At 56.0% G+C, this 23,889-nt stretch carries 29 protein-coding genes; 22 read left to right on the top strand and 7 right to left on the bottom strand.

Annotation, left to right across the window (positions count from 1 at the left end):
- Positions 1 to 4 precede the first annotated feature (4 nt).
- The 14 genes from BJF97_RS20760 to hisP all read left to right on the top strand — a co-directional run bounded on the left by BJF97_RS20760 (position 5) and on the right by hisP (position 12,949).
- The gene (locus tag BJF97_RS20760) at positions 5 to 1,018 is read left to right on the top strand and encodes an aspartate-semialdehyde dehydrogenase (RefSeq protein WP_004852895.1); all 1,014 of its coding nucleotides are present in this window, start codon (positions 5 to 7) and stop codon (positions 1,016 to 1,018) included.
- Positions 1,018 to 1,830: a tRNA pseudouridine(38-40) synthase TruA gene (gene truA, locus BJF97_RS20755; protein WP_009654666.1), complete on the top strand. Its 813-nt coding sequence runs from the start codon at positions 1,018 to 1,020 to the stop codon at positions 1,828 to 1,830. The genes BJF97_RS20760 and truA overlap by 1 nt, the downstream gene beginning before the upstream one ends.
- Before the next feature lie 27 nt (positions 1,831 to 1,857).
- Positions 1,858 to 2,517 (top strand): DedA family protein, encoded by a 660-nt coding sequence (locus tag BJF97_RS20750; protein ID WP_004123217.1) that lies wholly within the window; start codon positions 1,858 to 1,860, stop codon positions 2,515 to 2,517.
- 194 nt (positions 2,518 to 2,711) lie between these two features.
- A complete protein-coding gene (accD, locus tag BJF97_RS20745) occupies positions 2,712 to 3,626 on the top strand; it encodes an acetyl-CoA carboxylase, carboxyltransferase subunit beta (RefSeq protein WP_004870882.1) in 915 nt (304 codons plus the stop codon).
- 72 nt (positions 3,627 to 3,698) lie between these two features.
- Positions 3,699 to 4,967, top strand: a complete 1,269-nt coding sequence (folC, locus tag BJF97_RS20740) for a bifunctional tetrahydrofolate synthase/dihydrofolate synthase (RefSeq protein ID WP_032694839.1) — start codon at positions 3,699 to 3,701, stop codon at positions 4,965 to 4,967.
- Positions 4,957 to 5,643, top strand: a complete 687-nt coding sequence (gene dedD / locus BJF97_RS20735) for a cell division protein DedD (protein WP_014839134.1) — start codon at positions 4,957 to 4,959, stop codon at positions 5,641 to 5,643. Before folC ends, dedD begins: the two co-directional genes overlap by 11 nt.
- A gap of 199 nt (positions 5,644 to 5,842) precedes the next feature.
- Complete coding sequence (cvpA, locus tag BJF97_RS20730; RefSeq protein WP_004104143.1) at positions 5,843 to 6,331, top strand: colicin V production protein; 489 nt, start codon at positions 5,843 to 5,845, stop codon at positions 6,329 to 6,331.
- A gap of 33 nt (positions 6,332 to 6,364) precedes the next feature.
- Positions 6,365 to 7,882, top strand: coding sequence for an amidophosphoribosyltransferase (gene purF, locus BJF97_RS20725; protein ID WP_004123211.1), 1,518 nt, complete (start codon positions 6,365 to 6,367; stop codon positions 7,880 to 7,882).
- A 136-nt stretch (positions 7,883 to 8,018) separates the two neighbouring features.
- Positions 8,019 to 8,588: a UbiX family flavin prenyltransferase gene (locus BJF97_RS20720; RefSeq protein ID WP_032694838.1), complete on the top strand. Its 570-nt coding sequence runs from the start codon at positions 8,019 to 8,021 to the stop codon at positions 8,586 to 8,588.
- A gap of 291 nt (positions 8,589 to 8,879) precedes the next feature.
- The gene (gene argT, locus BJF97_RS20715) at positions 8,880 to 9,662 is read left to right on the top strand and encodes a lysine/arginine/ornithine ABC transporter substrate-binding protein ArgT (RefSeq protein WP_014230270.1); all 783 of its coding nucleotides are present in this window, start codon (positions 8,880 to 8,882) and stop codon (positions 9,660 to 9,662) included.
- 257 nt (positions 9,663 to 9,919) lie between these two features.
- Positions 9,920 to 10,702 carry a histidine ABC transporter substrate-binding protein HisJ gene (hisJ, locus tag BJF97_RS20710; protein ID WP_004123203.1) on the top strand — a complete coding sequence of 261 codons (783 nt, stop codon included), beginning with the start codon at positions 9,920 to 9,922 and terminating at the stop codon, positions 10,700 to 10,702.
- 66 nt (positions 10,703 to 10,768) lie between these two features.
- The gene (locus BJF97_RS20705; RefSeq protein ID WP_032694837.1) at positions 10,769 to 11,455 is read left to right on the top strand and encodes a histidine ABC transporter permease HisQ; all 687 of its coding nucleotides are present in this window, start codon (positions 10,769 to 10,771) and stop codon (positions 11,453 to 11,455) included.
- Entirely contained in the window at positions 11,452 to 12,168 is a 717-nt protein-coding gene (hisM, locus tag BJF97_RS20700; protein ID WP_004852883.1) for a histidine ABC transporter permease HisM, read from the top strand. Before BJF97_RS20705 ends, hisM begins: the two co-directional genes overlap by 4 nt.
- Before the next feature lie 7 nt (positions 12,169 to 12,175).
- Positions 12,176 to 12,949 (top strand): histidine ABC transporter ATP-binding protein HisP, encoded by a 774-nt coding sequence (hisP, locus tag BJF97_RS20695; protein ID WP_004852881.1) that lies wholly within the window; start codon positions 12,176 to 12,178, stop codon positions 12,947 to 12,949.
- Positions 12,950 to 12,990: 41 nt separating this feature from the next.
- Here hisP and BJF97_RS20690 read toward each other — a convergent pair whose 3' ends face one another.
- The 6 genes from BJF97_RS20690 to yfcG all read right to left on the bottom strand — a co-directional run bounded on the left by BJF97_RS20690 (position 12,991) and on the right by yfcG (position 16,567).
- Positions 12,991 to 13,488, bottom strand: coding sequence for a GNAT family N-acetyltransferase (locus tag BJF97_RS20690; protein WP_046877205.1), 498 nt, complete (start codon positions 13,486 to 13,488; stop codon positions 12,991 to 12,993).
- A gap of 67 nt (positions 13,489 to 13,555) precedes the next feature.
- The gene (locus BJF97_RS20685) at positions 13,556 to 14,122 is read right to left on the bottom strand and encodes a hypothetical protein (RefSeq protein ID WP_032694836.1); all 567 of its coding nucleotides are present in this window, start codon (positions 14,120 to 14,122) and stop codon (positions 13,556 to 13,558) included.
- Between the two features lie 3 nt (positions 14,123 to 14,125).
- Positions 14,126 to 14,380, bottom strand: coding sequence for a hypothetical protein (locus BJF97_RS20680; RefSeq protein WP_032694834.1), 255 nt, complete (start codon positions 14,378 to 14,380; stop codon positions 14,126 to 14,128).
- 215 nt (positions 14,381 to 14,595) lie between these two features.
- A complete protein-coding gene (locus BJF97_RS20675) occupies positions 14,596 to 15,489 on the bottom strand; it encodes a TIGR01777 family oxidoreductase (protein ID WP_032694833.1) in 894 nt (297 codons plus the stop codon).
- Positions 15,490 to 15,509: 20 nt separating this feature from the next.
- Positions 15,510 to 15,872: a dihydroneopterin triphosphate 2'-epimerase gene (gene folX, locus BJF97_RS20670; RefSeq protein WP_004104107.1), complete on the bottom strand. Its 363-nt coding sequence runs from the start codon at positions 15,870 to 15,872 to the stop codon at positions 15,510 to 15,512.
- 65 nt (positions 15,873 to 15,937) lie between these two features.
- A complete protein-coding gene (yfcG, locus tag BJF97_RS20665) occupies positions 15,938 to 16,567 on the bottom strand; it encodes a GSH-dependent disulfide bond oxidoreductase (protein WP_014230264.1) in 630 nt (209 codons plus the stop codon).
- Positions 16,568 to 16,776: 209 nt separating this feature from the next.
- On the opposite strand from yfcG, the gene yfcF reads away from it, so the two are divergent.
- From yfcF to yfcD, 3 genes are read left to right on the top strand one after another with little or no spacing between them, the layout of a single operon-like run.
- Positions 16,777 to 17,421: a glutathione transferase gene (gene yfcF / locus BJF97_RS20660; RefSeq protein ID WP_014230263.1), complete on the top strand. Its 645-nt coding sequence runs from the start codon at positions 16,777 to 16,779 to the stop codon at positions 17,419 to 17,421.
- A gap of 56 nt (positions 17,422 to 17,477) precedes the next feature.
- Positions 17,478 to 18,029, top strand: a complete 552-nt coding sequence (gene yfcE / locus BJF97_RS20655; RefSeq protein WP_014230262.1) for a phosphodiesterase — start codon at positions 17,478 to 17,480, stop codon at positions 18,027 to 18,029.
- A gap of 58 nt (positions 18,030 to 18,087) precedes the next feature.
- Entirely contained in the window at positions 18,088 to 18,642 is a 555-nt protein-coding gene (yfcD, locus tag BJF97_RS20650) for an NUDIX hydrolase YfcD (protein WP_004852867.1), read from the top strand.
- A 4-nt stretch (positions 18,643 to 18,646) separates the two neighbouring features.
- Here the strand turns inward: yfcD and BJF97_RS20645 are convergent, their stop codons facing one another.
- Positions 18,647 to 19,666, bottom strand: coding sequence for a LacI family DNA-binding transcriptional regulator (locus BJF97_RS20645; RefSeq protein ID WP_032694831.1), 1,020 nt, complete (start codon positions 19,664 to 19,666; stop codon positions 18,647 to 18,649).
- A gap of 235 nt (positions 19,667 to 19,901) precedes the next feature.
- On the opposite strand from BJF97_RS20645, the gene BJF97_RS20640 reads away from it, so the two are divergent.
- The 5 genes from BJF97_RS20640 (at position 19,902) to BJF97_RS20620 (ending at position 23,882) form a co-directional block, all read left to right on the top strand.
- A complete protein-coding gene (locus tag BJF97_RS20640; RefSeq protein ID WP_032694830.1) occupies positions 19,902 to 20,345 on the top strand; it encodes a PTS sugar transporter subunit IIA in 444 nt (147 codons plus the stop codon).
- 79 nt (positions 20,346 to 20,424) lie between these two features.
- Positions 20,425 to 20,697: a PTS sugar transporter subunit IIB gene (locus BJF97_RS20635; protein ID WP_004870916.1), complete on the top strand. Its 273-nt coding sequence runs from the start codon at positions 20,425 to 20,427 to the stop codon at positions 20,695 to 20,697.
- A gap of 20 nt (positions 20,698 to 20,717) precedes the next feature.
- A complete protein-coding gene (locus BJF97_RS20630) occupies positions 20,718 to 22,109 on the top strand; it encodes a PTS ascorbate transporter subunit IIC (RefSeq protein WP_004852862.1) in 1,392 nt (463 codons plus the stop codon).
- Positions 22,106 to 22,936 (top strand): transketolase, encoded by an 831-nt coding sequence (locus BJF97_RS20625; RefSeq protein WP_032694829.1) that lies wholly within the window; start codon positions 22,106 to 22,108, stop codon positions 22,934 to 22,936. The genes BJF97_RS20630 and BJF97_RS20625 overlap by 4 nt, the downstream gene beginning before the upstream one ends.
- Positions 22,929 to 23,882, top strand: coding sequence for a transketolase family protein (locus BJF97_RS20620; RefSeq protein WP_032694828.1), 954 nt, complete (start codon positions 22,929 to 22,931; stop codon positions 23,880 to 23,882). Before BJF97_RS20625 ends, BJF97_RS20620 begins: the two co-directional genes overlap by 8 nt.
- The last annotated feature ends 7 nt before the right edge of the window (positions 23,883 to 23,889 follow it).

Here is a 23,889-nt window from a genome sequence, read left to right as displayed (position 1 = left end):
CACCATGTCTGAAGGCTGGAATATTGCCGTACTGGGCGCAACGGGCGCCGTAGGCGAAGCCCTGTTCGAAACGCTTGCCGATCGTCAGTTCCCGGTGGGGGATATTTATGCGCTGGCGCGTAGCGATAGCGCCGGTGAACATCTGCGTTTTTCGGGCAAGTCGGTTATCGTTCAGGATGCGGCGGAATTTGACTGGACCCAGGCCCAACTGGCCTTTTTTGCCGCCGGTGTAGAGGCCTCCGCCGCGTATATCGAAGACGCCACTAACGCGGGCTGCCTGGTGATTGATTTAAGCGGTCTGTTTGCGCTGGAGCCGGACGTGCCGCTGGTGGTACCGGATGTTAACCCGTTCGTACTGGCGGATTACCGCAATCGCAACGTTATCTCGGTCGCGAATAGCCTGACCAGCCAGCTGCTGTCGGCGTTGAAACCGTTGATCGATCGGGGCGGCCTGGCGCGTATCAGCGTGACCAGCCTGCTTTCCGCTTCCGCTCACGGTAAAAAAGCGGTCGATGCCCTCGCGGGGCAGAGCGCCAAATTGCTTAACGGTATTCCGATCGACGAAGATGATTTCTTCGGTCGTCAGCTGGCGTTCAACATGCTGCCGCTGCTGCCCGATCGTGAAGGAAGCGTGCGTGAAGAGCGCCGTATCGTCGATGAGGTCCGCAAAATCCTGCAGGATGATGGCCTGATGATCTCCGCAAACGTCGTTCAGTCGCCGGTGTTTTACGGCCACGCGCAGATGGTGAGTTTTGAAGCGCAGCGTCCGCTGGCCGCCGAAGAGGCGCGCGATGCCTTTAGCCTTGGCGAAGATATCGAACTGTCCGAGGAGGGCGAGTTCCCGACGCAGGTCGGCGATGCTTCCGGTAACGCCCGCCTCTCCGTCGGCTGCGTGCATAACGACTACGGTATGCCTGAGCAGGTGCAGTTCTGGTCCGTCGCCGATAACGTCCGTTTTGGCGGCGCGCTGATGGCGGTGAAAATTGCTGAGAAGCTGGTTCAGGAGTATTTGTACTGATGTCTGAGATGGAGCAGCCGCCGGTCTACAAAATCGCGCTGGGCATCGAATACGATGGCAGCAAGTACTACGGCTGGCAGCGGCAGAACGAAGTCCGCAGCGTACAGGAGAAGCTGGAAAAGGCGCTCTCGCAGGTAGCGAACGAGCCTGTTAACGTTTTTTGCGCGGGCCGTACGGATGCCGGCGTTCACGGTACCGGTCAGGTCGTGCATTTTGAAACCCGCGCGCAGCGTCAGGATGCCGCATGGACGCTGGGCGTAAATGCGAATTTGCCCGGCGATATTGCGGTGCGCTGGGTAAAGCCGGTTCCACCGGATTTTCATGCCCGCTTCAGCGCCACGGCGCGTCGCTATCGTTATGTTATCTATAATCATCGTCTGCGGCCGGCGGTATTGAGCCGCGGCGTAACCCATTATTACCTCCCGCTGGATGCGGAGCGGATGCAGCGCGCCGCTCAGTGTCTGCTGGGAGAGAATGATTTCACCTCGTTTCGTGCGGTACAGTGCCAGTCGCGCACGCCGTGGCGCAACGTGATGCATATTAACGTTACCCGTTATGGTGCATATGTGGTGGTGGACATCAAAGCGAATGCCTTTGTACATCATATGGTAAGGAACATTGTCGGCAGTCTGATGGAAGTAGGTGCCGGTAACCAGCCAGAGAGCTGGATTGCAGAACTTCTGGCGGCAAAAGACAGGACGCTTGCCGCCGCAACGGCAAAGGCGGAAGGATTGTATCTGGTGTCGGTGGACTATCCGGCACACTACGACCTCCCGGTCATGCCGATGGGCCCGCTGTTTCTGGCGGACTAACCGGGTTATTAAGGGCTAACGCAAACTATGGACCTGATTCACTTTTTAATTGATTTTATCCTGCATATTGATGTGCATCTGGCTGAGCTGGTCGCGGAGTACGGCATTTGGGTATACGCGATTTTATTTTTGATTCTGTTCTGCGAAACTGGCCTGGTGGTCACGCCGTTCCTGCCGGGGGATTCGCTGCTGTTTGTGGCAGGCGCGCTCTCCGCGCTGCCGACCAACGATCTCAACGTGCATTTAATGGTGCTGCTGATGGTCATTGCCGCGATTGTTGGCGATGCCTTGAACTACACGATTGGCCGGCTGTTTGGCGAAAAGCTCTTCAGTAATCCCAATTCGAAAATTTTCCGCCGCAGCTACCTGGATAAGACCCATAGCTTCTACGAACGCCACGGCGGTAAGACCATCATCCTGGCCCGTTTCGTGCCGATCGTCAGAACGTTTGCGCCGTTTGTGGCGGGAATGGGGCATATGTCCTATCGTCATTTTGCGATGTATAACGTTGTTGGCGCGCTGCTGTGGGTACTGTTATTTACCTACGCGGGTTATCTGTTCGGCGATTTGCCGATCGTCCAGGAAAACCTTAAGCTGCTGATCGTGGCGATTATCGTCCTGTCCGTATTGCCGGGCGTGATTGAAGTCATCCGCCACAAGCGGGCGGCGGCGAAACAGGCGAAATAACGCGGCGACGATCTTCGGGCGGTATGCCGCCGCCCGAAGAGTGAAGTGTGAGCGGTTCGACCACTTTTTTATCCCATGTTACGGGATGTTATGATTTAATGTGCAACATTCATGGTCTGTGAGGGGCAAAAATGGCATTATGCGCCCCTTGCGACAAAACTGGCATCGACCAGGTTCAGGTAGAAAGGTTATCAATGAGCTGGATTGAACGAATTAAAAGCAATATAACCCCCACCCGTAAGGCAAGTATCCCTGAAGGTGTATGGACCAAGTGCGACAGCTGCGGTCAGGTATTGTACCGCGCAGAGCTGGAGCGCAACCTGGAGGTTTGCCCTAAGTGCGATCACCACATGCGTATGTCGGCGCGCAACCGCCTGCATAGCCTGCTGGACGAAGGTTCCCTCGTGGAGCTGGGAAGCGAGCTCGAGCCGAAAGATGTGCTGAAGTTCCGCGATTCGAAAAAGTATAAAGACCGTCTGGCGTCCGCCCAGAAAGAGACCGGCGAAAAAGACGCGCTGGTGGTCATGAAAGGCACCCTGCATGATATGCCGGTTGTTGCCGCCGCTTTCGAATTCTCCTTTATGGGTGGGTCGATGGGCTCCGTGGTCGGCGCGCGCTTTGTTCGCGCGGTTGAGCAGGCTCTGGAAGACAACTGCCCGCTGATTTGCTTCTCCGCATCCGGCGGCGCCCGTATGCAGGAAGCGCTGATGTCGCTGATGCAGATGGCGAAAACCTCCGCTGCGCTGGCGAAAATGCAGGAGCGCGGCTTGCCGTATATCTCCGTGCTGACCGACCCAACCATGGGCGGCGTGTCTGCGAGCTTTGCGATGCTGGGCGATCTCAACATCGCTGAGCCAAAAGCGCTGATCGGCTTTGCCGGCCCCCGCGTTATCGAGCAGACCGTTCGCGAGAAGCTGCCGCCGGGATTCCAGCGCAGCGAGTTCCTGATTGAGAAAGGGGCGATCGACATGATCGTACGCCGCCCGGAAATGCGTCTGAAGCTGGCCAGCATTCTGGCGAAGCTGATGAACCTTCCGGCGCCAAATCCGGAACCCGCTCACGAAGGTGAGGTGGTGCCACCGGTGCCGGATCAGGAACCAGAGGCCTGATAATGCAGAGGGCAGGCCTGACGGCGCTGCCCTTTTTTTTACGCGTAGTTATCCTAACTCTTGCCGGACATCATGGAAAAACAACCTATTCCTCAGGCCACGTCGCCCCTGGCTACGTGGCTTTCTTATCTGGAACATCTGCACAGCAAAACTATCGATCTCGGGCTGGCGCGCGTCAGCGAGGTCGCGCAGCGGATGGCGGTAATGAAACCTGCGCCGTTTGTCTTTACGGTGGCGGGGACCAACGGCAAAGGCACCACCTGCCGTGCCCTGGAGTCGGTGCTGATGGCGGCGGGCTATAAGGTTGGCGTTTACAGTTCGCCGCATCTGGTGCGCTACACAGAGCGGGTGCGGGTGCAGGGCGAAGAGCTGGCGGAGCTCGCGCATACGACCTCTTTTGCCGAAATTGAAGCCGCGCGCGGCGAGATTTCCCTGAGCTATTTCGAGTTTGGCACACTCTCCGCGCTGTGGCTGTTTCAGCAGGCGCGGCTGGATGTGGTGATTCTTGAGGTGGGCCTGGGCGGCCGCCTGGATGCGACCAATATCGTCGATGCTGACGTGGCGGTGGTGACCAGTATTGCCCTCGACCATACCGACTGGCTGGGGCCCGATCGCGAAAGCATCGGCCGCGAAAAGGCGGGGATTTTCCGCCCTGGTAAACCGGCTGTCGTCGGCGAACCCGATATGCCGTTGACCATCGCTGAGGTGGCGAGCGAAAAAGGGGCGCGGCTCCTGCGCCGTGACGTTGACTGGCAGTATGACGCCAGTGAACAAGGCTGGTCCTTCCGCGATCGTCAGGGGGCGTTAAGCGATCTGCCGCTGCCGCAGGTCCCGCTGCCGAATGCGGCTACGGCGATTGCGGCCTTGCGCGCCAGCGGGCTTAAGGTCAACGAGCAGGCGTTGCGCGATGGCGTTCAAAACGCGATGCTGCCGGGGCGTTTTCAGATAATCAGCGATGCTCCCCGGACGATCCTGGACGTTGCCCATAATCCGCATGCGGCGGCCTATCTCGCCGGGCGTCTCAAAACCTTATCGAAAACGGGGCGCGTGCTGGCGGTTATTGGTATGCTGCATGACAAGGATATCGCGGGAACGCTGGCAAATTTACAGGCCGAAGTTGACGACTGGTACTGCGCGCCGCTGGAAGGGCCGCGCGGAGCCACGGCGGAGCAGCTGCTGGAACATTTGCGCGCAGGTAAAGTCTATACTAGCGTCGCTGAGGCGTGGCATGCCGCGATGGCGGACGCCGGGCCTGAAGATACGGTGCTGGTATGTGGTTCATTCCATACGGTGGCGCATGTAATGGAAGAAATAGACGCGGGGAGAATCGGTGGCGAGTAAGTTTCAGAACCGTTTAGTCGGGACGATTGTGCTGGTGGCGCTGGGGGTGATTATCCTGCCAGGGCTGCTGGATGGTCAGAAAAAACATTATCAGGATGAGTTTGCCGCCATTCCGCTGGTGCCAAAACCGGGGGATCGCGATGAGCCGGATATGCTGCCAGCGGCGACCCAGGCGCTGCCTTCGCAGCCTCCTGAAGGGGCGGCGGAAGAGGTGAGGGCCGGCGATGCCGCTGCGCCATCGCTGGATCCGTCGCGGATACCGGTGAACAACAACAGTTTTGATGTGGTGCAGGAGCCGGTGGTCGCACCGAAACCACAGCCGAAACCTCAGCCGAAGCCGGTAGAGAAGCCGCAACCGCAACCACAGCAGCAGGTTGCGGCGCAGACGCCGCCGCCTAAACCGCAGCAGCAGGCTGAAATTCCGGCGCCGACCGGTAAAGCCTATGTGGTGCAGCTTGGGGCGCTGAAGAACGCCGATAAGGTCAACGAGATTGTCGGTAAGCTGCGCGCTTCCGGCTTTAAAGTTTACACGTCGCCTTCGACGCCGGTGCAGGGTAAAATTACCCGTATTCTCGTGGGGCCGGATACCTCGAAGGATAAGCTGAAAGGTCAGCTTGGTGAGCTGAAGCAGCTTTCGGGACTTAGCGGCGTGGTCATGGGCTACAGTCCGAACTAACTCTCTCTTTTTTAAAGGAGTAGAGTGCTGAAACCCCTGTCTGACGCGCCCTGAAGAGGCGAAAGGCAGTATGGCGTTGAATGTTTTTTCAGCGCCATTTTTATTTCTGTAGGGCACGGAAATCCCTACGCAAACGTTTTCTTTTTCTGTTAGAATGCGCCCCGAACCGGACGACAGGGCGTAAAATCGTGGGACGTATATGGTCTGGATTGATTACGCCATAATTGCGGTGATTGGTTTTTCCTCACTGGTTAGCCTGATCCGCGGCTTTGTTCGTGAAGCTTTATCGCTGGTAACCTGGGGATGCGCTTTCTTTGTAGCCAGTCATTACTACACTTACCTGGCTGTCTGGTTCACGGGCTTTGAAGACGAACTGGTCCGAAATGGGATTGCTATCGCGATACTGTTTATCGCAACGCTTATCGTCGGCGCTATCGTTAACTTTGTGATAGGTCAGCTGGTGGAAAAAACCGGCCTGTCGGGAACCGACAGGGTGTTAGGGATCTGCTTTGGCGCCCTGCGCGGGGTGCTAATCGTCTCGGCGATTCTGTTCTTTCTCGATAGCTTTACCGGTATGGCGAAAAGCGAAGACTGGCAAAAGTCTGAGCTTATCCCACAGTTCAGTTTCGTTATCAGATGGTTCTTTGACTATCTGCAGAGCTCGTCAAGTTTCTTGCCCAAAGCATAAGCGTTGGGATGTAGCTTAACGAGGAAAAGACGTATGTGCGGTATTGTCGGTATCGCCGGTGTTATGCCGGTAAACCAGTCGATTTATGACGCGTTAACGGTGCTTCAGCATCGTGGCCAGGATGCCGCAGGCATCATCACCATTGATGCGAACAACTGTTTCCGTTTGCGTAAGGCGAACGGTCTGGTGAGCGACGTTTTTGAAGCTCGCCATATGCAGCGTATGCAGGGCAATATGGGTATTGGTCACGTTCGTTACCCGACGGCTGGCAGCTCCAGCGCCTCCGAGGCACAGCCTTTCTACGTCAACTCGCCGTACGGCATTACGTTGGCGCACAACGGTAACCTGACTAACGCTCACGAGCTGCGTAAAAAGCTGTTTGAAGAAAAACGCCGCCACATCAACACCACCTCTGATTCCGAAATCCTGCTCAATATCTTCGCCAGCGAGCTGGACAACTTCCGCCACTATCCGCTGGAAGCAGACAACATTTTTGCGGCGATCGCCGCCACCAACCGCCAGATTCGCGGCGCTTATGCCTGCGTGGCGATGATTATCGGTCACGGCATGGTCGCTTTCCGCGACCCGAACGGCATCCGTCCGCTGGTGCTGGGCAAGCGCGATATCGGCGATGGCCGCACCGAGTATATGGTTGCTTCGGAAAGCGTGGCGCTGGATACGCTGGGCTTTGAGTTCCTGCGCGACGTGGCGCCTGGTGAAGCGGTGTATATCACCGAAAAAGGCCAGCTGTTTACTCGCCAGTGCGCGGAAAACCCGGTCAGCAACCCGTGCCTGTTCGAGTACGTCTATTTTGCGCGTCCGGACTCCTTCATCGACAAAATTTCCGTTTACAGCGCCCGCGTCAATATGGGCACGAAGCTGGGCGAGAAAATTGCCCGCGAGTGGGAAGATCTGGATATCGATGTGGTCATTCCCATTCCGGAAACCTCCTGCGATATCGCGCTGGAAATTGCCCGCATCCTCGATAAGCCGTATCGCCAGGGGTTTGTTAAAAACCGCTACGTTGGCCGTACCTTTATCATGCCCGGTCAGCAGCTGCGCCGTAAGTCCGTGCGCCGTAAGCTTAACGCCAACCGCGCCGAGTTCCGCGATAAGAACGTGCTGCTGGTGGATGACTCCATCGTGCGCGGCACCACCTCTGAGCAAATTATCGAGATGGCGCGCGAAGCCGGGGCGAAGAAAGTGTATCTGGCCTCCGCTGCGCCGGAAATTCGCTTCCCGAACGTGTATGGCATCGATATGCCAACCGCCAATGAGCTGATAGCCCACGGGCGTGAGGTAGATGAGATCCGCCAGATCATCGGCGCCGATGGCCTGATTTTCCAGGATCTGGACGATCTGATTGACGCGGTGCGCGCGGAGAATCCGGATATTCAGCAGTTTGAATGCTCGGTGTTCAACGGTATCTACGTCACTAAAGATGTCGATCAGCAGTATCTGGACTATCTCGACTCTCTGCGTAACGACGACGCGAAAGCGGTTCAGCTGCAGAATGAAGTTGAAAACTTAGAGATGCACAACGAAGGGTAATCCTCTGTTTTGCTGAGAGCCCGCGGTCTGACGGCCGCGGGCTTTTTTATTTTCTCGCGCCAAATGCGGGTCCGCGGTTGCGTCGGAGACTATAATCCGGCAAAGTCTGCGCCATTGTGTGAAAGGGGCAATCATCGTGAAGCGACTCATTATCGGTATTTCTGGCGCCAGCGGCGCGATTTACGGCGTACGCTTGCTCCAGGTTTTGCGCGAGGTTTCGAATGTCGAAACCCATCTTATTTTAAGCCAGGCCGCGCGTCAGACGCTGGCGCTGGAGACGGATTTCTCCCTGCGCGAGGTGCAGGCGTTAGCCGACGTGGTGCACGATGCCCGCGATATCGCCGCCAGCATCTCTTCCGGCTCTTTTAAAACCGCCGGGATGGTGATTTTGCCATGCTCAATGAAGACCCTCTCCGGCATTGTTCATAGCTATACCGACGGGCTGCTGACCAGGGCGGCGGACGTGGTGCTTAAAGAGCGCCGGCCGCTGGTGCTGTGCGTACGGGAAACGCCGTTCCACCTTGGCCATTTGCGGCTGCTGGTCCAGGCGGCGGAAATGGGCGCGGTGATTATGCCGCCGGTTCCGGCGTTTTATCATCGCCCGAAAAGCCTGGACGATGTGATTAATCAGACGGTCAATCGCGTGATCGATCAGTTCGATATCTCTCTTCCGCAAGACCTCTTTTCCCGCTGGCAGGGCGCGTAGGGTGCACTAAGATAGTGCGCTTTGTTCACATCCGCCTCCCCGCAGTGCAATTTTGTCGCCTCGATCAAATCCTCAACATTTAATTTGTTTTTTTGCGCTGCGGCACTGCGGTTTATCCGTTATTGCTGATATCTTCCCTTTTAAGACAAACTTGCAACCTTTATTTAACAAATTTAACGCCATTTCCAGCACGCACTGAGAAAATGGCATAAAACGTGCAAGCTTTTGTCGGCAGTACAAATAACAAGATAACGCATCGCATAACAACATCACGACACTTAAGGGTAACCTATGAAGAAGACGGTCCTGGCTCTCTCTTTAATGATGGGAATTTGCAGCGCCTCCAGCGCGTTCGCCGCGCTGCCGCAGAGTATCCGCATTGGCACCGATGCCACCTACGCGCCTTTCTCTTCAAAGGATGCGAAAGGGGATTTCGTGGGTTTTGACATTGATTTGGGTAACGAGCTCTGTTCGCGCATCAAAGTAAAATGCACCTGGGTCGGCAGCGATTTCGACTCCCTGATCCCGTCGCTGAAGGCCAAGAAAATCGACGCCATTATCTCTTCGCTGTCGATTACGGAAAAACGCCAGCAGGAAATCGCCTTCTCTGACAAGCTCTACGCGGCCGACTCCCGCCTGATCGCCGCCAAAGGCTCGCCGATTCAACCGACGCTGGAATCCCTCAAAGGCAAGCATGTTGGCGTACTGCAGGGCTCCACCCAGGAGGCCTATGGTAATGAACGCTGGCGCAGCCACGGCGTGGACGTTGTGGCCTATCAGAATCAGGATTTGATCTACTCAGACCTCGCTGCGGGTCGCCTGGATGCCGCGTTGCAGGATGAAGTGGCCGCCAGCGAGGGCTTCCTCAAGCAACCTGCCGGTAAAGATTTTGCCTTTGCCGGTCCTTCCGTTAAAGACAAAAAGTTCTTCGGTGATGGTACCGGCATCGGCCTGCGTAAGGACGATAGCGAGCTGAAGGCCGCGTTTGATAAAGCGCTGGCCGACATGCGTAAAGACGGCACCTACGACAAAATGGCGAAGAAATACTTCGACTTCAACGTTTACGGTGATTAAGACGCCCGCTGGCCCGCACGCCGGGCCATGCGCATCCCTTTCTGTCTGATTTTGGTGCAGCTGCGCTTTTAGCGGATCAATTTGGTGCAGGAAATTGCGCACGCGATGTTAAAAAGTGCATAGTTAAGCGTTTCCGATGCGAAAAAATTTGCTTTCCGGCGCAGAATGCTTTGCCTTACCGGGGCGAATAATGGCACGATAACTGCCGTAAGTACTTCTAATAAATCCGTTAGAATGACAGTCTGTTGAGGATAGTTATGAAAAAACTGGCGTTGTCTCTCTCTTTAGCGCTGGCCCTTTCCAGCGTTTCCACTGTATTCGCAGCCATTCCGCAAAAAGTCCGCATCGGCACCGATCCTACTTATGCCCCGTTCGAATCGAAGAATGCGCAGGGTGAACTGGTGGGTTTTGACATCGATCTGGCAAAAGAGCTCTGTAAGCGTATCAATACGCAATGTACCTTCATTGAGAACCCGCTGGACGCGCTGATCCCTTCTTTAAAAGCGAAGAAAATCGACGCCATCATGTCTTCGCTTTCGATCACCGAAAAACGCCAGCAGGAAATTGCCTTCACCGACAAACTGTACGCGGCTGATTCGCGCCTGGTCGTGAAAAAAGGCAGCGATATTACGCCAGACCTCGCGAAGCTGAAAGGCAAGCGCGTTGGCGTTCTCCAGGGTACCACCCAGGAAACCTACGGCAACGAGCACTGGGCGCCAAAAGGCATTGAAATTGTTTCCTATCAGGGACAGGACAATATTTATTCCGACCTGACTGCCGGACGCATTGACGCGGCGTTCCAGGATGAAGTCGCCGCCAGCGAAGGCTTCCTCAAACAGCCTATCGGCAAGGATTATCAGTTCGGCGGTCCGTCGATTAAAGACGAGAAGCTGTTCGGCGTCGGCACCGGTATGGGGCTGCGCAAAGAGGATAACGAACTACGTGAAGCACTGAATAAAGCCTTTGCCGAGATGCGCCAGGATGGCACCTACGACAAGCTGGCGAAGAAATATTTCGATTTTAACGTGTACGGCGACTAACCATCCCGCGTACCCCGTCGCGCGTTATTTTGCGCGCGATGGTTGATGACAGACAGGGCAGACAGCATGCTGTACGGGTTTTCACAGGTTATTTTTCAGGGCGCGCTGGTCACCCTTGAGCTGGCGTTAAGCTCGGTCGTTCTGGCGGTGCTTATCGGTCTGGCGGGCGCCGGGGCGAAACTTTCCAACAATCGTCCGTTGGCGTTGATTTTTGAAGGCTATACCACCTTAATCCGCGGCGTGCCCGATCTGGTGCTGATGCTGCTGATTTTCTACGGGCTACAGATTGCGCTCAACGGCGTAACCGATGCGCTTGGCCTGGCGCAGTTTGATATCGACCCCATGGTGGCGGGGATCATCACGCTGGGCTTTATTTACGGGGCCTACTTCACCGAAACCTTTCGCGGCGCCTTCCTGGCGGTGCCAAAGGGACATATTGAAGCGGCGACGGCCTTCGGCTTTAGCGGTGGGCAAACCTTTCGTCGTATTCTGTTTCCGGCAATGATGCGCTATGCGCTGCCCGGAATCGGCAACAACTGGCAGGTTATCCTCAAAGCGACCGCGCTGGTCTCACTGCTGGGACTGGAAGATGTGGTCAAGGCAACCCAGCTGGCGGGTAAAAGCACCTGGGAGCCGTTCTACTTTGCCATCGTCTGTGGCCTGATTTATCTGGTATTTACAACGGCTTCCAATGGTGTGCTGCTGATGCTCGAACGCCGTTATTCTGTGGGCGTGAAGAGGGCCGACCTGTGATTGATATTATTCAGGAGTACTGGAAATCCCTGCTGTGGACCGACGGCTATCGCTTTACCGGCGTGGCGATTACGCTCTGGCTGCTGATCTCTTCCGTGGTGATGGGCGGCATCCTGGCGGTTTTCCTCGCCATTGGCCGAGTGTCGAGCAATAAATTTATCCAGTTCCCCATCTGGCTGTTCACCTATATCTTTCGCGGCACGCCGCTGTACGTCCAGCTGCTGGTGTTCTATTCCGGAATGTACACGCTGGAGGTCGTCAAAGGCACAGAACTGCTGAACGCCTTCTTTCGCAGCGGCCTGAACTGTACGGTGCTGGCGCTGACGCTGAATACCTGCGCCTACACCACGGAGATTTTCGCTGGGGCGATTCGTTCAGTGCCGGCAGGCGAGATAGAAGCCGCCCGGGCGTACGGTTTTTCGTCGGTCAAAATGTATCGCTGCATTATTTTGCCTTCCGCGCTGCGTATTGCGCTGCCTGCATACAGCAACGAAGTGATTCTGATGCTGCATTCCACCGCACTGGCTTTTACCGCCACGGTGCCGGATCTGCTGAAAATTGCCCGCGATATTAACTCGGCAACCTACCAGCCGTTTACCGCCTTCGGTATTGCCGCAGTACTGTATTTAATTATCTCGTATGTGTTGATTAGCCTGTTCCGCAGGGCGGAAAAGCGCTGGCTCCAGCATATCAAACCTTCTTCGACGCACTGAGAACGCCATGTCCGACAATAAATTAAATGTAATCGATCTGCATAAACGTTACGGAGAGCATGAAGTACTGAAGGGCGTCTCACTGCGGGCGAAAGCCGGAGACGTGATCAGTATTATTGGCTCATCCGGTTCCGGGAAAAGTACCTTTTTGCGCTGTATTAACTTTCTTGAGAAGCCCAGCGAAGGGACGATCGTTGTTAACGGGCAAAACATTGGCCTGGTTCGCGATAAAGACGGTCAGTTAAAGGTTTCTGATAAAAATCAGCTACGTTTGCTACGTACTCGCCTGACGATGGTATTCCAGCATTTTAACCTGTGGAGCCATATGACGGTGCTGGAAAACGTGATGGAGGCGCCGATTCAGGTACTGGGCCTGAGTAAACAGGAAGCGCGCGATCGGGCGGTAAAATACCTGGCGAAAGTCGGTATTGATGAACGCCAGCAGATTAAATATCCGGTTCATCTCTCCGGCGGCCAGCAGCAGCGCGTTTCCATTGCCCGCGCGCTGGCGATGGAGCCCGACGTACTGCTGTTTGATGAACCGACGTCGGCGCTTGACCCTGAACTGGTGGGCGAAGTGCTGCGGATCATGCAGCAGCTGGCGGAAGAGGGGAAAACCATGGTCGTGGTCACCCATGAAATGGGCTTTGCACGCCACGTCTCCTCGCACGTGATCTTCCTGCATCAGGGCAAAATTGAAGAAGAAGGGCATCCTGACGAGGTTTTCGGCAATCCGAAAAGCCAGCGTCTGCAGCAGTTCCTGAAGGGCTCTTTGAAGTAAACACTGTCCAGCCCCCGGCGGAACACTCTCCGTCGGGGTGGCTAACGCTCCAGCCGATACACCCAGTCGTCATAGTCAATGCCGTTCAGATGGTACGCTTTTTCGAGCACCTGAATGCGGATAAAGCCGTGTTTTTCCAGCAGACGGGAAGAGCCAGCGTTACTGCCCAGCACCCAGGCATTTATTGCGTGAACGCCGAGCTGCTGAAATCCGTAGTCGCAAATCGCTTTTAGCGCTTCACTGGCGTAACCCTTCCCCTGAGCCTCAGGCAGGAGAGCGTATCCGACATCCGCTTCGTGCGGATTTTTACCGCTGATGCGCAGGCCAATATCGCCAACCGCTGCGCCGCTGGCGTCGCGCAGTACGAATACGCCCGGGTCAGCGCAGCGTGATGCAAACAGCGTCCGCAGCGCCGGCTCCTCAAGAATCTCGCCCATATAGCGCATCACTTCCGGGTCTCGTCGTAAGCGCAGGAAAAAAGGCCAGTCGGATGAGTGAAACGGAGAGAGGCGCAGGCGCGGAGTGGTGAGTATTCTCATAAAGCGGTCCATAGCGGTGGATTATTCCGCCACCTTAACATCATAAAGCGCCGGAAGGGCAATGCGTCTAAGCAACCGTCGGACAAGCCAGGGGCTGATTTTCGAAGCCGCGAAGATAGCGCAGCACGGTGGTGCTCTCCGACGTCGCCCTCAGTTGTAGCGCCAGGTTGAGGTTATCCAGAACTGTCGCGTGGGCGACCAGCGGTGAATCTTCGGCAAGCCGTCCTTCCATCACCAGCCAGCCCACGACGGTTTTCCAGCGCCACAGCGGGGAATTGCCTTTAACCCGCTGTACCGGCCCGGGAAACTGACCTGAGCCTCGTGCGCCATCTTTTAATAAGGCGACGGCCTGTCGCGTCAGGCCGGTAAGTTCGGCAATATCGCTTAAACCGACCAGCGCGGAATCGACGGATTCAACCCGCGCGTTCAGAGCCGATGCGGATTCGATATCGGCAATCGCTGACAGAATAGCCTGCTCAAGAGAGTCTCTTTCGCGATCGAACTCCAGATAGACCGCCGTTCCGTAAAAACAGACCAGGGCGTCAGCGCAGCCTGCGGCATGCAGCGCATCTTCCAGACCCACGGTACGAGCAGTTACGCCGGAGAGGGTGAGCGTAAAATTATACAGCGCCATGGTTTAATCCTTCTTGTGGTTAATCTGACCCGAGGCAGGCGGCTGGCAGCGGTCGACCATTCTGATAATTTGCCTGGCGTGGTTAATGGGTACCGCAGGCGTTGACCAGATGCTCATCATATGTTCCCAGTGCCGGGCTGTCCCACACATCAACCTGCCAAAACAGTGAGCGCTTTTGCCGCCAGTGATAAAAATCCAGTCTCGTGCCAGCGCGTAGTCAATAGCTGCTCTGATATGTTTATCCGGATGTTCCTTCATCAATTCGTCCTGGTAATGCTGAATAAGTTGTTGACGAATGTCAACGGTGTGATGGTGTTAAATTACACACAGGGGTTATGGCAGAGTGATAGGCATATCACTGGAATGAGATTCACAGTTAAGGCGACACAGGACTGGTGATTTTTGCGCGCTGCGAGGCGGGTTCCATAAATTAATTAATCAGGGAGAGCGATACTCTCCCTGATGGACCTGGGCTACCGCAGCACATCGGCGAGGGCTTCTTCCAGATCGTACCAACGAAAGCCAAATCCGGCGGCTTCCAGGCGTTTAGGCAGCGCGCGCTGGCCGCCGAGTACCAGAACGGAAGATTCTCCCATCAGCAGGCGAATAGCCGCCGCCGGGACGCGGAAAATGGCAGGGCGATTTAGCGCATGCCCCAGCGCGTGGGCGAACTGCTCGTTGCGCACAGGGTAAGGGGAAACCATATTAAACGGCCCCCGCAGGTCGTTATCCAGCAGCCAGAGAATACCGTTGACCATGTCGTCGATGTGGATCCACGCCAGATATTGCCTTCCGCTACCGATAGGGCCGCCGAGGCCAAGCTTAAAGGCCGGCGTCATTTTGGCCAGAATGCCGCCTCGCGGCGCCAGCACCACGCCGGTACGCAGCAGGCAGACGCGGGTGCGATCGCTCTGCGCTTCGCAGGCGATTTGCTCCCAGCGGGCGCAAAGCTTGTGGGTAAACTCGTTGTGCGGTGGCTCCTCTTCGGTTACCACGACTTCACCGAGGTCGCCATAATAACCGGCGGCGGAGCCGCTAATCAGCACCGAGGGCGGCGTATCGCTGGCGTTGAACAGCGTGACCAGCTTTTGCGTGGTATCCCAGCGGCTGTGGCAGAGACGCTGTTTCTGCTCCGCCGTCCAGCGCTTATCGGCGATCGGCTCACCGGCCAGATTAATGACGGCATCAATGCCGTTGAGGTTCGCCTGATGCTCGAAATCGCGCCACAGGGTGACGCGCGAATCGAGGCGGCTTTTGGCCTTTTCAGGGTTGCGCGTTGAAACCGTTACGTGATGTCCAAGCTCCAGTAGCCGGGGGATCAGATGGCGGCCAATCAGGCCGGTACCGCCAGTAAGCAGAACGTTCATAGCGCCTCCCTAAGATGCGTCTAGCGCCGCCAGCTCATCGTCATGGATACCGAATCGGCGTAGCGCAGCGCATGCAGTTTATCGATCTCTACTTCAGCATATGTGACCCAGTGATGTTCGCGTGCGATGTCGAGCACATCCTGAGTTAATTTTTCCAGCAGAGAGAAGCGGTTATTCTCAATATGGCTAATAATGCGCTTGGTGATGGTGCGGTAGTTCAGCGCATCGTTAATATCTTCGCTGTTGCGCGATTTTTCCGCCGGGTAGTGGATCGCGACGTTAACCACCACGTCCTGGCGGTTGGCGATCTCTTCCTCTTTAATTCCGATAAAAGTACGCAGGCGCAGGTTCTTAATTCGAATAATGGCGTCTGGTTGAGACATGGCAGGCTTCCTCCGTGTAGTAATTTCCGCAATCATACATCAAAGCTTCCCGGGCGAGCAGGGGGTTAATGGGCTTCTGTTTTCAGAAGCGCTTCAACGGTGGCCGGGCGCTGGCGAATGCGTTCAAACCAGTTATGCACCGCCGGGTAATTGGCAAGGTCGATACGCTGGCGCTGATGGGCATTCACCCACGGCCAGCAGGCGATATCGGCGATGCTGTAGTGATTGCCGCCAAGCCAGGGACTCTCGCCAAGGCGCCGATTGAGCACGCCATACAGGCGCTGCGTTTCCACCTGATAGCGCTCAATGGCGTAGGGCACCGCCTGCGGAGCAAAGTGGTTGAAGTGATGATTTTGTCCGAGCATCGGCCCCAACCCGCCGACCTGCCAGAATAACCACTGTAGGGTGACGTGGCGCTCGCGGAGCTCGCCGCTCAGTAATTTTCCAGTTTTTTCAGCTAGATAGAGCAGGATGGCGCCGGATTCAAACAGGCTTAATGGGCCACCACCGTCGGCGGGAGCGTGGTCAACGATCGCCGGGATCTTGTTGTTGGGTGAGATCGCGAGAAACTGCGGATGAAACTGTTCCCCCTTGCCGATATCCACCCGGATGAGGCGATACGCCAGCTGCGCTTCTTCGAGGAATAACGTGATTTTGTGGCCATTAGGAGTGGGTGCGTAGTAAAAATCGATCATGAAAATTCCTCGCCGTCACAGGTCGCAAACTTTTCGAGTATAGGTGAACTGGCATCATCCGACAGGTTTGCCTCATCCTGGATGACTTTCGCCGATCGCGTTCACCCCCTGAGAAGTATGTAAGATCCTCAGCGTGGCGGTCAGTGACATCCTCTGAAAGACAGGATATGTTGGCGTATCGCCCCATTACATTAGCCATTGAGGATGCTATGAGCCAGCCCGCGATTACCCTGTGGTCCGACGCCGATTTTTTCTCGCCATATGTGATGTCCGTATACGTTGCCCTGCAGGAAAAGAGCCTGCCTTTTACCCTGAAAACCGTTAACCTCGACAGCGGCGAACATTTGCAAAGCGGCTGGAAAGGCTACAGCGCGACGCGTCGCGTACCGCTGCTGGAGATCGGGGAATTCTTCCTGAGCGAATCCTCCGCGATTACCGAATATCTGGATGAGCGCTTTGCGCCCCCGGAATGGGAGCGGCTTTACCCGCATGACCTGCAAAAGCGCGCGCGGGCGCGTCAGGTGCAGGCCTGGCTGCGTAGCGATTTAATGACGATTCGCGAAGAGCGCTCCACGGACGTGGTCTTTGCCGCAGCAAAGAAACCTCCGCTCAGCGAAGCCGGGAAAAAAAGCGCCGACAAGCTGTTTGCAACGGCTGGCGTTCTGCTGTCCCATGGCGGGCAGAATCTATTTGGCGAATGGTCCATTGCCGATACCGACCTGGCGCTGATGCTCAATCGCCTGGTCCTGAACGGCGATGAGGTTCCCGCCGCGCTGGTGGATTACGCCACCTTCCAGTGGCAGCGGGCGTCGGTTCAGCGCTACGTCGCACTCTCAGCCAAACGCGCGGGCTGATAAGCGCCAGCGGTTCCGTTATCATAGCGGCATCGTAATGCGTGGAGATGAAATGTATGAAGCTGATGTTTGCCTCGGATATCCACGGCTCTCTGCCTGCCGCTGAACGCGTGCTTGCGCTGTTCGCGCGCAGTGGGGCGCAGTGGCTGGTTATCCTCGGCGATGTGCTCAATCACGGGCCGCGTAACGCCCTTCCCGAAGGCTATGCGCCGGCCCAGGTCGCGGAGGCGCTAAATAGCGTGGCGGAGCGGGTGATTGCCGTACGCGGCAACTGCGACAGCGAAGTCGATCAAATGCTGCTGCGGTTCCCCATTACCGCCCCCTGGCAGCAGGTTTTGAGCGCGCGAACCCGTCTGTTTCTGACCCACGGGCATCTGTATAGCCCCGAAAATTTGCCTCCTCTCGCCGCTGGCGATGTGCTGGCTTATGGCCATACTCATATTCCGGTTGCCGAGAAACGCGGCGAGATTTTTCTCTTCAATCCCGGCTCGGTCAGCATCCCTAAAGGGGGATTTACCGCCAGCTACGGTCTTCTGAACGAGGGGCAATTGCAGGTTTTAGCACTCGATGATAATCAGGTTATTGCAGAGGTCGCAATTTACCCGTAATTTACCCCTCAACCGTATAGACGCGCCGCAAGAGCGCTTTAAAAAGTAAGGTTTCCTGATGGCGGAACAGAATCATTTGGCAAGCACAGAATGGGTCGATATTGTTAATGAAAACAATGAGGTGATAGCACAGTCCAGCCGCGAACAAATGCGTGCGGAGTGCCTGCGTCATCGAGCGACCTACATTGTTGTTCATGATGGGATGGGCAAAATCCTGGTGCAGCGTCGTACCGAAACAAAAGATTTCCAGCCGGGCATGCTGGACGCCACCGCCGGCGGCGTGGTGCAGGCTGACGAGCAAATGCTGGAATCCGCGCGCCGTGAGGCGGAAGAAGAGCTCGGTATTGCCGGCGTGCCTTTTGCTGACCACGGGCAGTTCTACTACGAAGATAAACACTGCCGCGTCTGGGGCGGCCTGTTTAGCTGCGTATCGCACGGGCCGTTCGCGCTGCAGGAAGAAGAAGTGAGCGAAGTGTGCTGGCTGACGCCGGAAGAGATCACCGCCCGCTGCGATGAGTTCACTCCGGACTCATTAAAAGCGCTGGCGCTGTGGATGACCCGCAATGCGAATAATGAGTCAGCAAAAAGCGAAAAGCAGGAAGAGGCTGAGTAGTTTTCTAACAGCTGTCCCTCATGCATAAACTGGACGCGATGGGCTTTCTGTCGCTCCAGTTTCCCTCCGTAAGACGTTCCAGAAGGGCGCGCCCGGCTTCTATACCAATCTTATGGTGCGGTACCGCCATGGTCGTTAACGGCGGCTGGCAGACCCGGCTCACGTCGCTGTCGCCAAAACCGACGATGGCTAAATCATCCGGTACCTTTATGCGCCGACGCTGACATTCATACAGCGCTCCGCATGCCAGCTCATCGGAAACGCAAACCAGCGCATCCAGCTCCGGCCATGCCAGCAAAAACTCCGGCAGCTGTGAAGCGCCGGTGGAAAAGTTGGCGGGCAGCGCGGCGTTAATTACCCGGTTAGGCGACATATGATGGCGCAGCATGGCTTTATACCACCCCTGCAAATGCTGCTGAAAAATCCACTGTTCCTGATTGGCGCACAGCAGACCGATATTCTGATAGCCGCGGTGGATGAGCATCTCCGTCAGCTCGAACATCGCCGCCACGTTATCAATGCCGATATTCATGTCGATCGGATCGGCGCGCATTGCGCCCATCTCCACCACCGGAATCGAGGCGTTCTTCAGCCAGTGGCGTACGGTATCGCTGTGTTCAACGCTAAGCAGAATGGCGGCGGCGATGTTAGAGGCCAGCAGCGTTTCCAGCAGCTTTTCTTCCTGCTCCAGACGGTGCTGCGATTCTGCCAGCATGATTTGATACCCTGCCGGCTGTAATATCTGCTGAAGCCCGGCAAACATCGCCGAACAGCCCGCCTCGGCAAGATTTGGTACCACCATCGCGATGGTTCTTGAGGAGGCAGACGCCAGCGCGCTGGCGGCGAGATTAGGCATATACCCTAGCTCTTGCACCGCCGCTTCGATTTTTTCACGGAGCTTATCGGAAACCTGTTCCGGCGTGCGAAGGGCGCGGGACACGGTCATCGTTCCCACACCAGCCAGCTGAGCAACATCGGCGATCGTGACTTTACCGGTACTACGCCGTTTTCGGGTTAGAGACATACATATTCCTGCTAAACAGACGTTTTTATTATCATCCATTACTTCACGTGTCAGGGAGTATACGCCTTAAACGGGCCCTTTTGCTGCGTTTTGATGGGATGATTACTAATTGATAGCGCTATCACAAATCTGAATGTTTAGCGTTGGTAGCGCTATCTTTGTGATCGTTCTCGCAGATAACTATTGGCTGCTTGCATAAAGTTTGCCCATCTTTTGCTAAAAGAGGCGGGACAAAATGCTCAAGACTTGGCTCTCTGATACCACCATCGCGCTGCGGCAAAGCGTAGAGACCTGGCCACAGGCGCTGGACATCTGCGCCCGGCCGCTGCTGAAGGCCGACGTTATCGAACCTGCCTACGTGACGGCCATCGTGGAGCAGCACCAGCGGCTCGGGCCGTACTACGTGCTGGCCCCGGGACTGGCGATGCCGCATGCGCGGCCTGAGGAGGGCGCGAAGGGCCTGGGGCTGTCGCTGTTGAAACTGCAACAAGGGGTATCGTTTGGCGCTGAGGAGTTCGACCCGGTTGATATTATTATTATGCTTGCGGCGCCGGATAAACATAGCCATATCGAAATGATTTCTGCCCTGGCGGAATTATTTTCCAGCGATGAAGATATGAATAAATTACATCAGGCAACCAATATTGAGGAGATAAAAACGATCGTCGCGCGCTACTGATTCAATTTTATTATCCGGCTTATAACCCATTACGCGCCTGCGTGATGTGGACGTACTCTACCCAAAAAAGGTGATAACAATGAAAATTATGGCAATTTGCGGCTCTGGCCTGGGCAGTAGTTTTATGGTTGAGATGAATATAAAAAAGGTGCTTAAAAAACTCGATATCGAGGCCGAGGTAGAGCACTCCGATCTGTCGTCGGCAACGCCGGGCGCGGCGGATTTATTCGTGATGGCAAAAGACATTGCCGCCAGCGCCAGCGTGCCGGAAAGCCAGCTGGTGGTGATTACCAACATCATCGATATTAACGAACTCGAAGCGCAGCTGCGCGCGTGGTTCGCCAGACAATAATTATTGATAGCGAGGTGGATATGTTTATCCTTGAAACGCTGAATTTTGTTGTTGATATTCTAAAAGTACCCTCGGTGCTGGTCGGTTTAATTGCGTTAATTGGTCTGGTAGCGCAAAAGAAATCTTTCTCCGATGTCGTCAAGGGAACCATTAAAACAATTCTGGGTTTTATTGTTCTTGGCGGCGGCGCGACGGTATTAGTCGGTTCGCTGAATCCGCTGGGGGGCATGTTTGAACATGCTTTTAATATTCAGGGCATTATTCCTAATAACGAGGCGATTGTTTCTATTGCCCTGGAAAAATACGGTGCTTCAACCGCGCTGATTATGGCGTTCGGGATGGTAGCGAATATTGTGGTCGCCCGGTTTACGCGTCTGAAGTATATCTTTCTGACCGGTCACCACACTTTCTATATGGCCTGTATGATCGGCGTGATTCTTACCGTGGCGGGTTTTGAAGGCGTCGGGCTGGTCTTTACCGGCTCCCTGATCCTCGGGCTGGTGATGGCGTTCTTCCCGGCGCTGGCCCAGCGCTATATGAAGCGTATTACCGGCACGGATGATATCGCTTTCGGCCATTTCGGCACCCTGGGCTATGTGCTGTCGGGTTGGATTGGTAGCGTCTGCGGTAAAGGATCGCGTTCAACTGAAGAGATGAACCTGCCGAAAAACCTGAGCTTCCTGCGCGACAGCTCCATCTCCATTTCGCTGACCATGATGATCATTTATCTGATTATGGCGGTGAGCGCGGGGCGCGAGTACGTGGAAAGCACCTTTAGCGGAGGCCAGAACTACCTGGTTTACGCCATCATTATGGCGATTACCTTCGCCGCCGGGGTGTTCATCATCCTGCAAGGGGTACGTCTGATCCTCGCGGAAATCGTGCCGGCCTTTACCGGATTTTCAGAAAAGCTGGTGCCCAACGCCCGTCCGGCGCTGGACTGCCCGGTCGTTTACCCCTACGCGCCCAACGCGGTGCTGATTGGCTTCCTGTTTAGTTTCCTCGGCGGTCTGGTCGGGCTGTTCCTCTGCGGGCAGTTTAAATGGGTGCTGATCCTGCCCGGCGTGGTGCCGCATTTCTTTACCGGCGCGACCGCGGGGGTCTTTGGCAACGCCACCGGCGGGCGGCGCGGGGCGATGATTGGCGCGTTTGCCAACGGCCTGCTGATCACCTTCCTGCCGGTGCTGCTGCTGCCGGTACTGGGGGCGATTGGCTTTGCCAACACCACTTTCTCGGATGCGGATTTCGGCGCCGTGGGTATCGTGCTGGGTAACCTGGCCCGCTACCTGTCGCCGTTTGCGATTACCGGCCTTGTTGTGGCGTTGTTTGTGCTGCTGGTGGCGTACAACGTTTTTGTGAAAAAGAAACCTGTGGGCGGCGGCGCGCAGGAGAACAGCGGAGCGAAATCATGAATGTGCAAGAAGTGACTAACCTGGCGCGGGACATTCGCGTCGCTACCCTGAAATCGCTGACGGACCTCGGTTTTGGCCACTACGGCGGCAGTATGTCGGTCGTGGAGACGCTGGCGGTACTGTACGGCGCGGTGATGAAAATTGATCCCGCGGACCCGGACTGGCCAGAGCGCGACTACTTTGTGTTATCAAAAGGTCATGCTGGCCCCGCGCTGTACAGTACGTTAGCGATTAAGGGGTATTTCCCGATGGAGGAGCTGAGCACGCTAAACCAGAACGGTACGCGGCTGCCAAGCCATCCGGACCGGCTGAAAACGCGTGGGGTGGACGCCACTACGGGCTCGCTGGGGCAGGGGATTTCCATCGCCGGCGGCATGGCGCTGTCGCATAAGCTGGCGGGGCGGGCGAATCGCGTGTTCTGTATCGTTGGCGACGGCGAGCTGAATGAAGGCCAGTGCTGGGAGGCCTTTCAGTTTATTGCCCATCACCGTCTGAATAATCTGACCGTGTTTGTTGACTGGAACAAGCTACAGCTTGACGGCAGGCTGGATGAAATCATTCGCGCTTTCAACCTGGAGGATAAATTCCGCGCCTTTGGTTTTGATGTTGTCACCGTCAAAGGCGATGACATCCCCGGGCTGCTGGCCGCGGTTCAACCCGTACCTCCCGTCGATGCGCGCCCGCGCGTGGTTATTCTCGATAGCGTGAAAGGCCAGGGCGTGCCGTATCTCGAGAATCTCAGTAATAACCACCATTTACGCCTGACGGCGGAGATGAAAGAGACGCTAAACGAGACGATTCGCCAACTGGAGGCTGAACATGATTAAGGTTGCACCCGCAGGGCAAAAAGATGCCGTAGAGATGCGTAAAGTCTATGCCGGATTCGTCGCGCAGCAAATTGAAGCCAGGAGCCCGATTATCGCGCTGGAAGCGGATCTGATGAGCTCCATGGCGATGGATGGCGTCGCGCGGCAGCATCCGCAGCACGTCATCAACTGCGGCATTATGGAAGCCAACGTGATCGGCACCGCCGCCGGGCTATCGTTGACCGGACGCAAGCCGTTTGTCCATACCTTTACCGCTTTCGCCAGCCGCCGCTGCTTCGACCAGCTGTTTATGTCGCTCGATTATCAGCGGAATAACGTCAAGGTGATCGCCTCTGACGCCGGGGTGACCGCCTGCCATAACGGCGGAACCCATATGTCGTTTGAAGATATGGGGATTGTGCGCGGTCTGGCCCATTCGGTGGTGCTGGAAGTGACCGATGCGGTGATGTTTGAGGATATTCTGCGGCAGCTTATCGATCTCGACGGTTTTTACTGGGTACGCACGATCCGCAAACAGGCGCCGAGCGTGTACGCGCCGGGCTCAACGTTTACCATCGGCAAAGGGAATGTGCTGCGCGAAGGCGACGACATCACCCTGATTGCCAACGGGATCATGGTGGCGGAAGCCCTTGAGGCGGCGCGTCAGCTTGAGCAGGAAGGGGTCAGCGCGGCGGTGATTGATATGTTTACCCTGAAGCCCATCGACCGCATGCTGGTGAAAAATTATGCCGAGAAAACCGGGCGTATCGTGACCTGTGAAAACCACAGTATTCATAACGGGCTGGGATCGGCGGTGGCGGAAGTGCTGGTGGAGACCTGCCCGGTTCTGATGCGTCGCGTGGGGGTGAAGGAGCGCTACGGCCAGGTGGGAACGCAGGAGTTTTTGCAGAAGGAGTATGGCCTGACAGCGCATGATATTGTCTCGGCGGCGCGAGAGCTGCTGTAAATAAAAA

This window comes from Klebsiella sp. LTGPAF-6F (genome assembly GCF_001753185.1).
GTDB classification, from domain to species: Bacteria; Pseudomonadota; Gammaproteobacteria; order Enterobacterales; family Enterobacteriaceae; genus Klebsiella; species Klebsiella michiganensis.
This window is presented reverse-complemented; position numbering and strand designations above follow the sequence as displayed.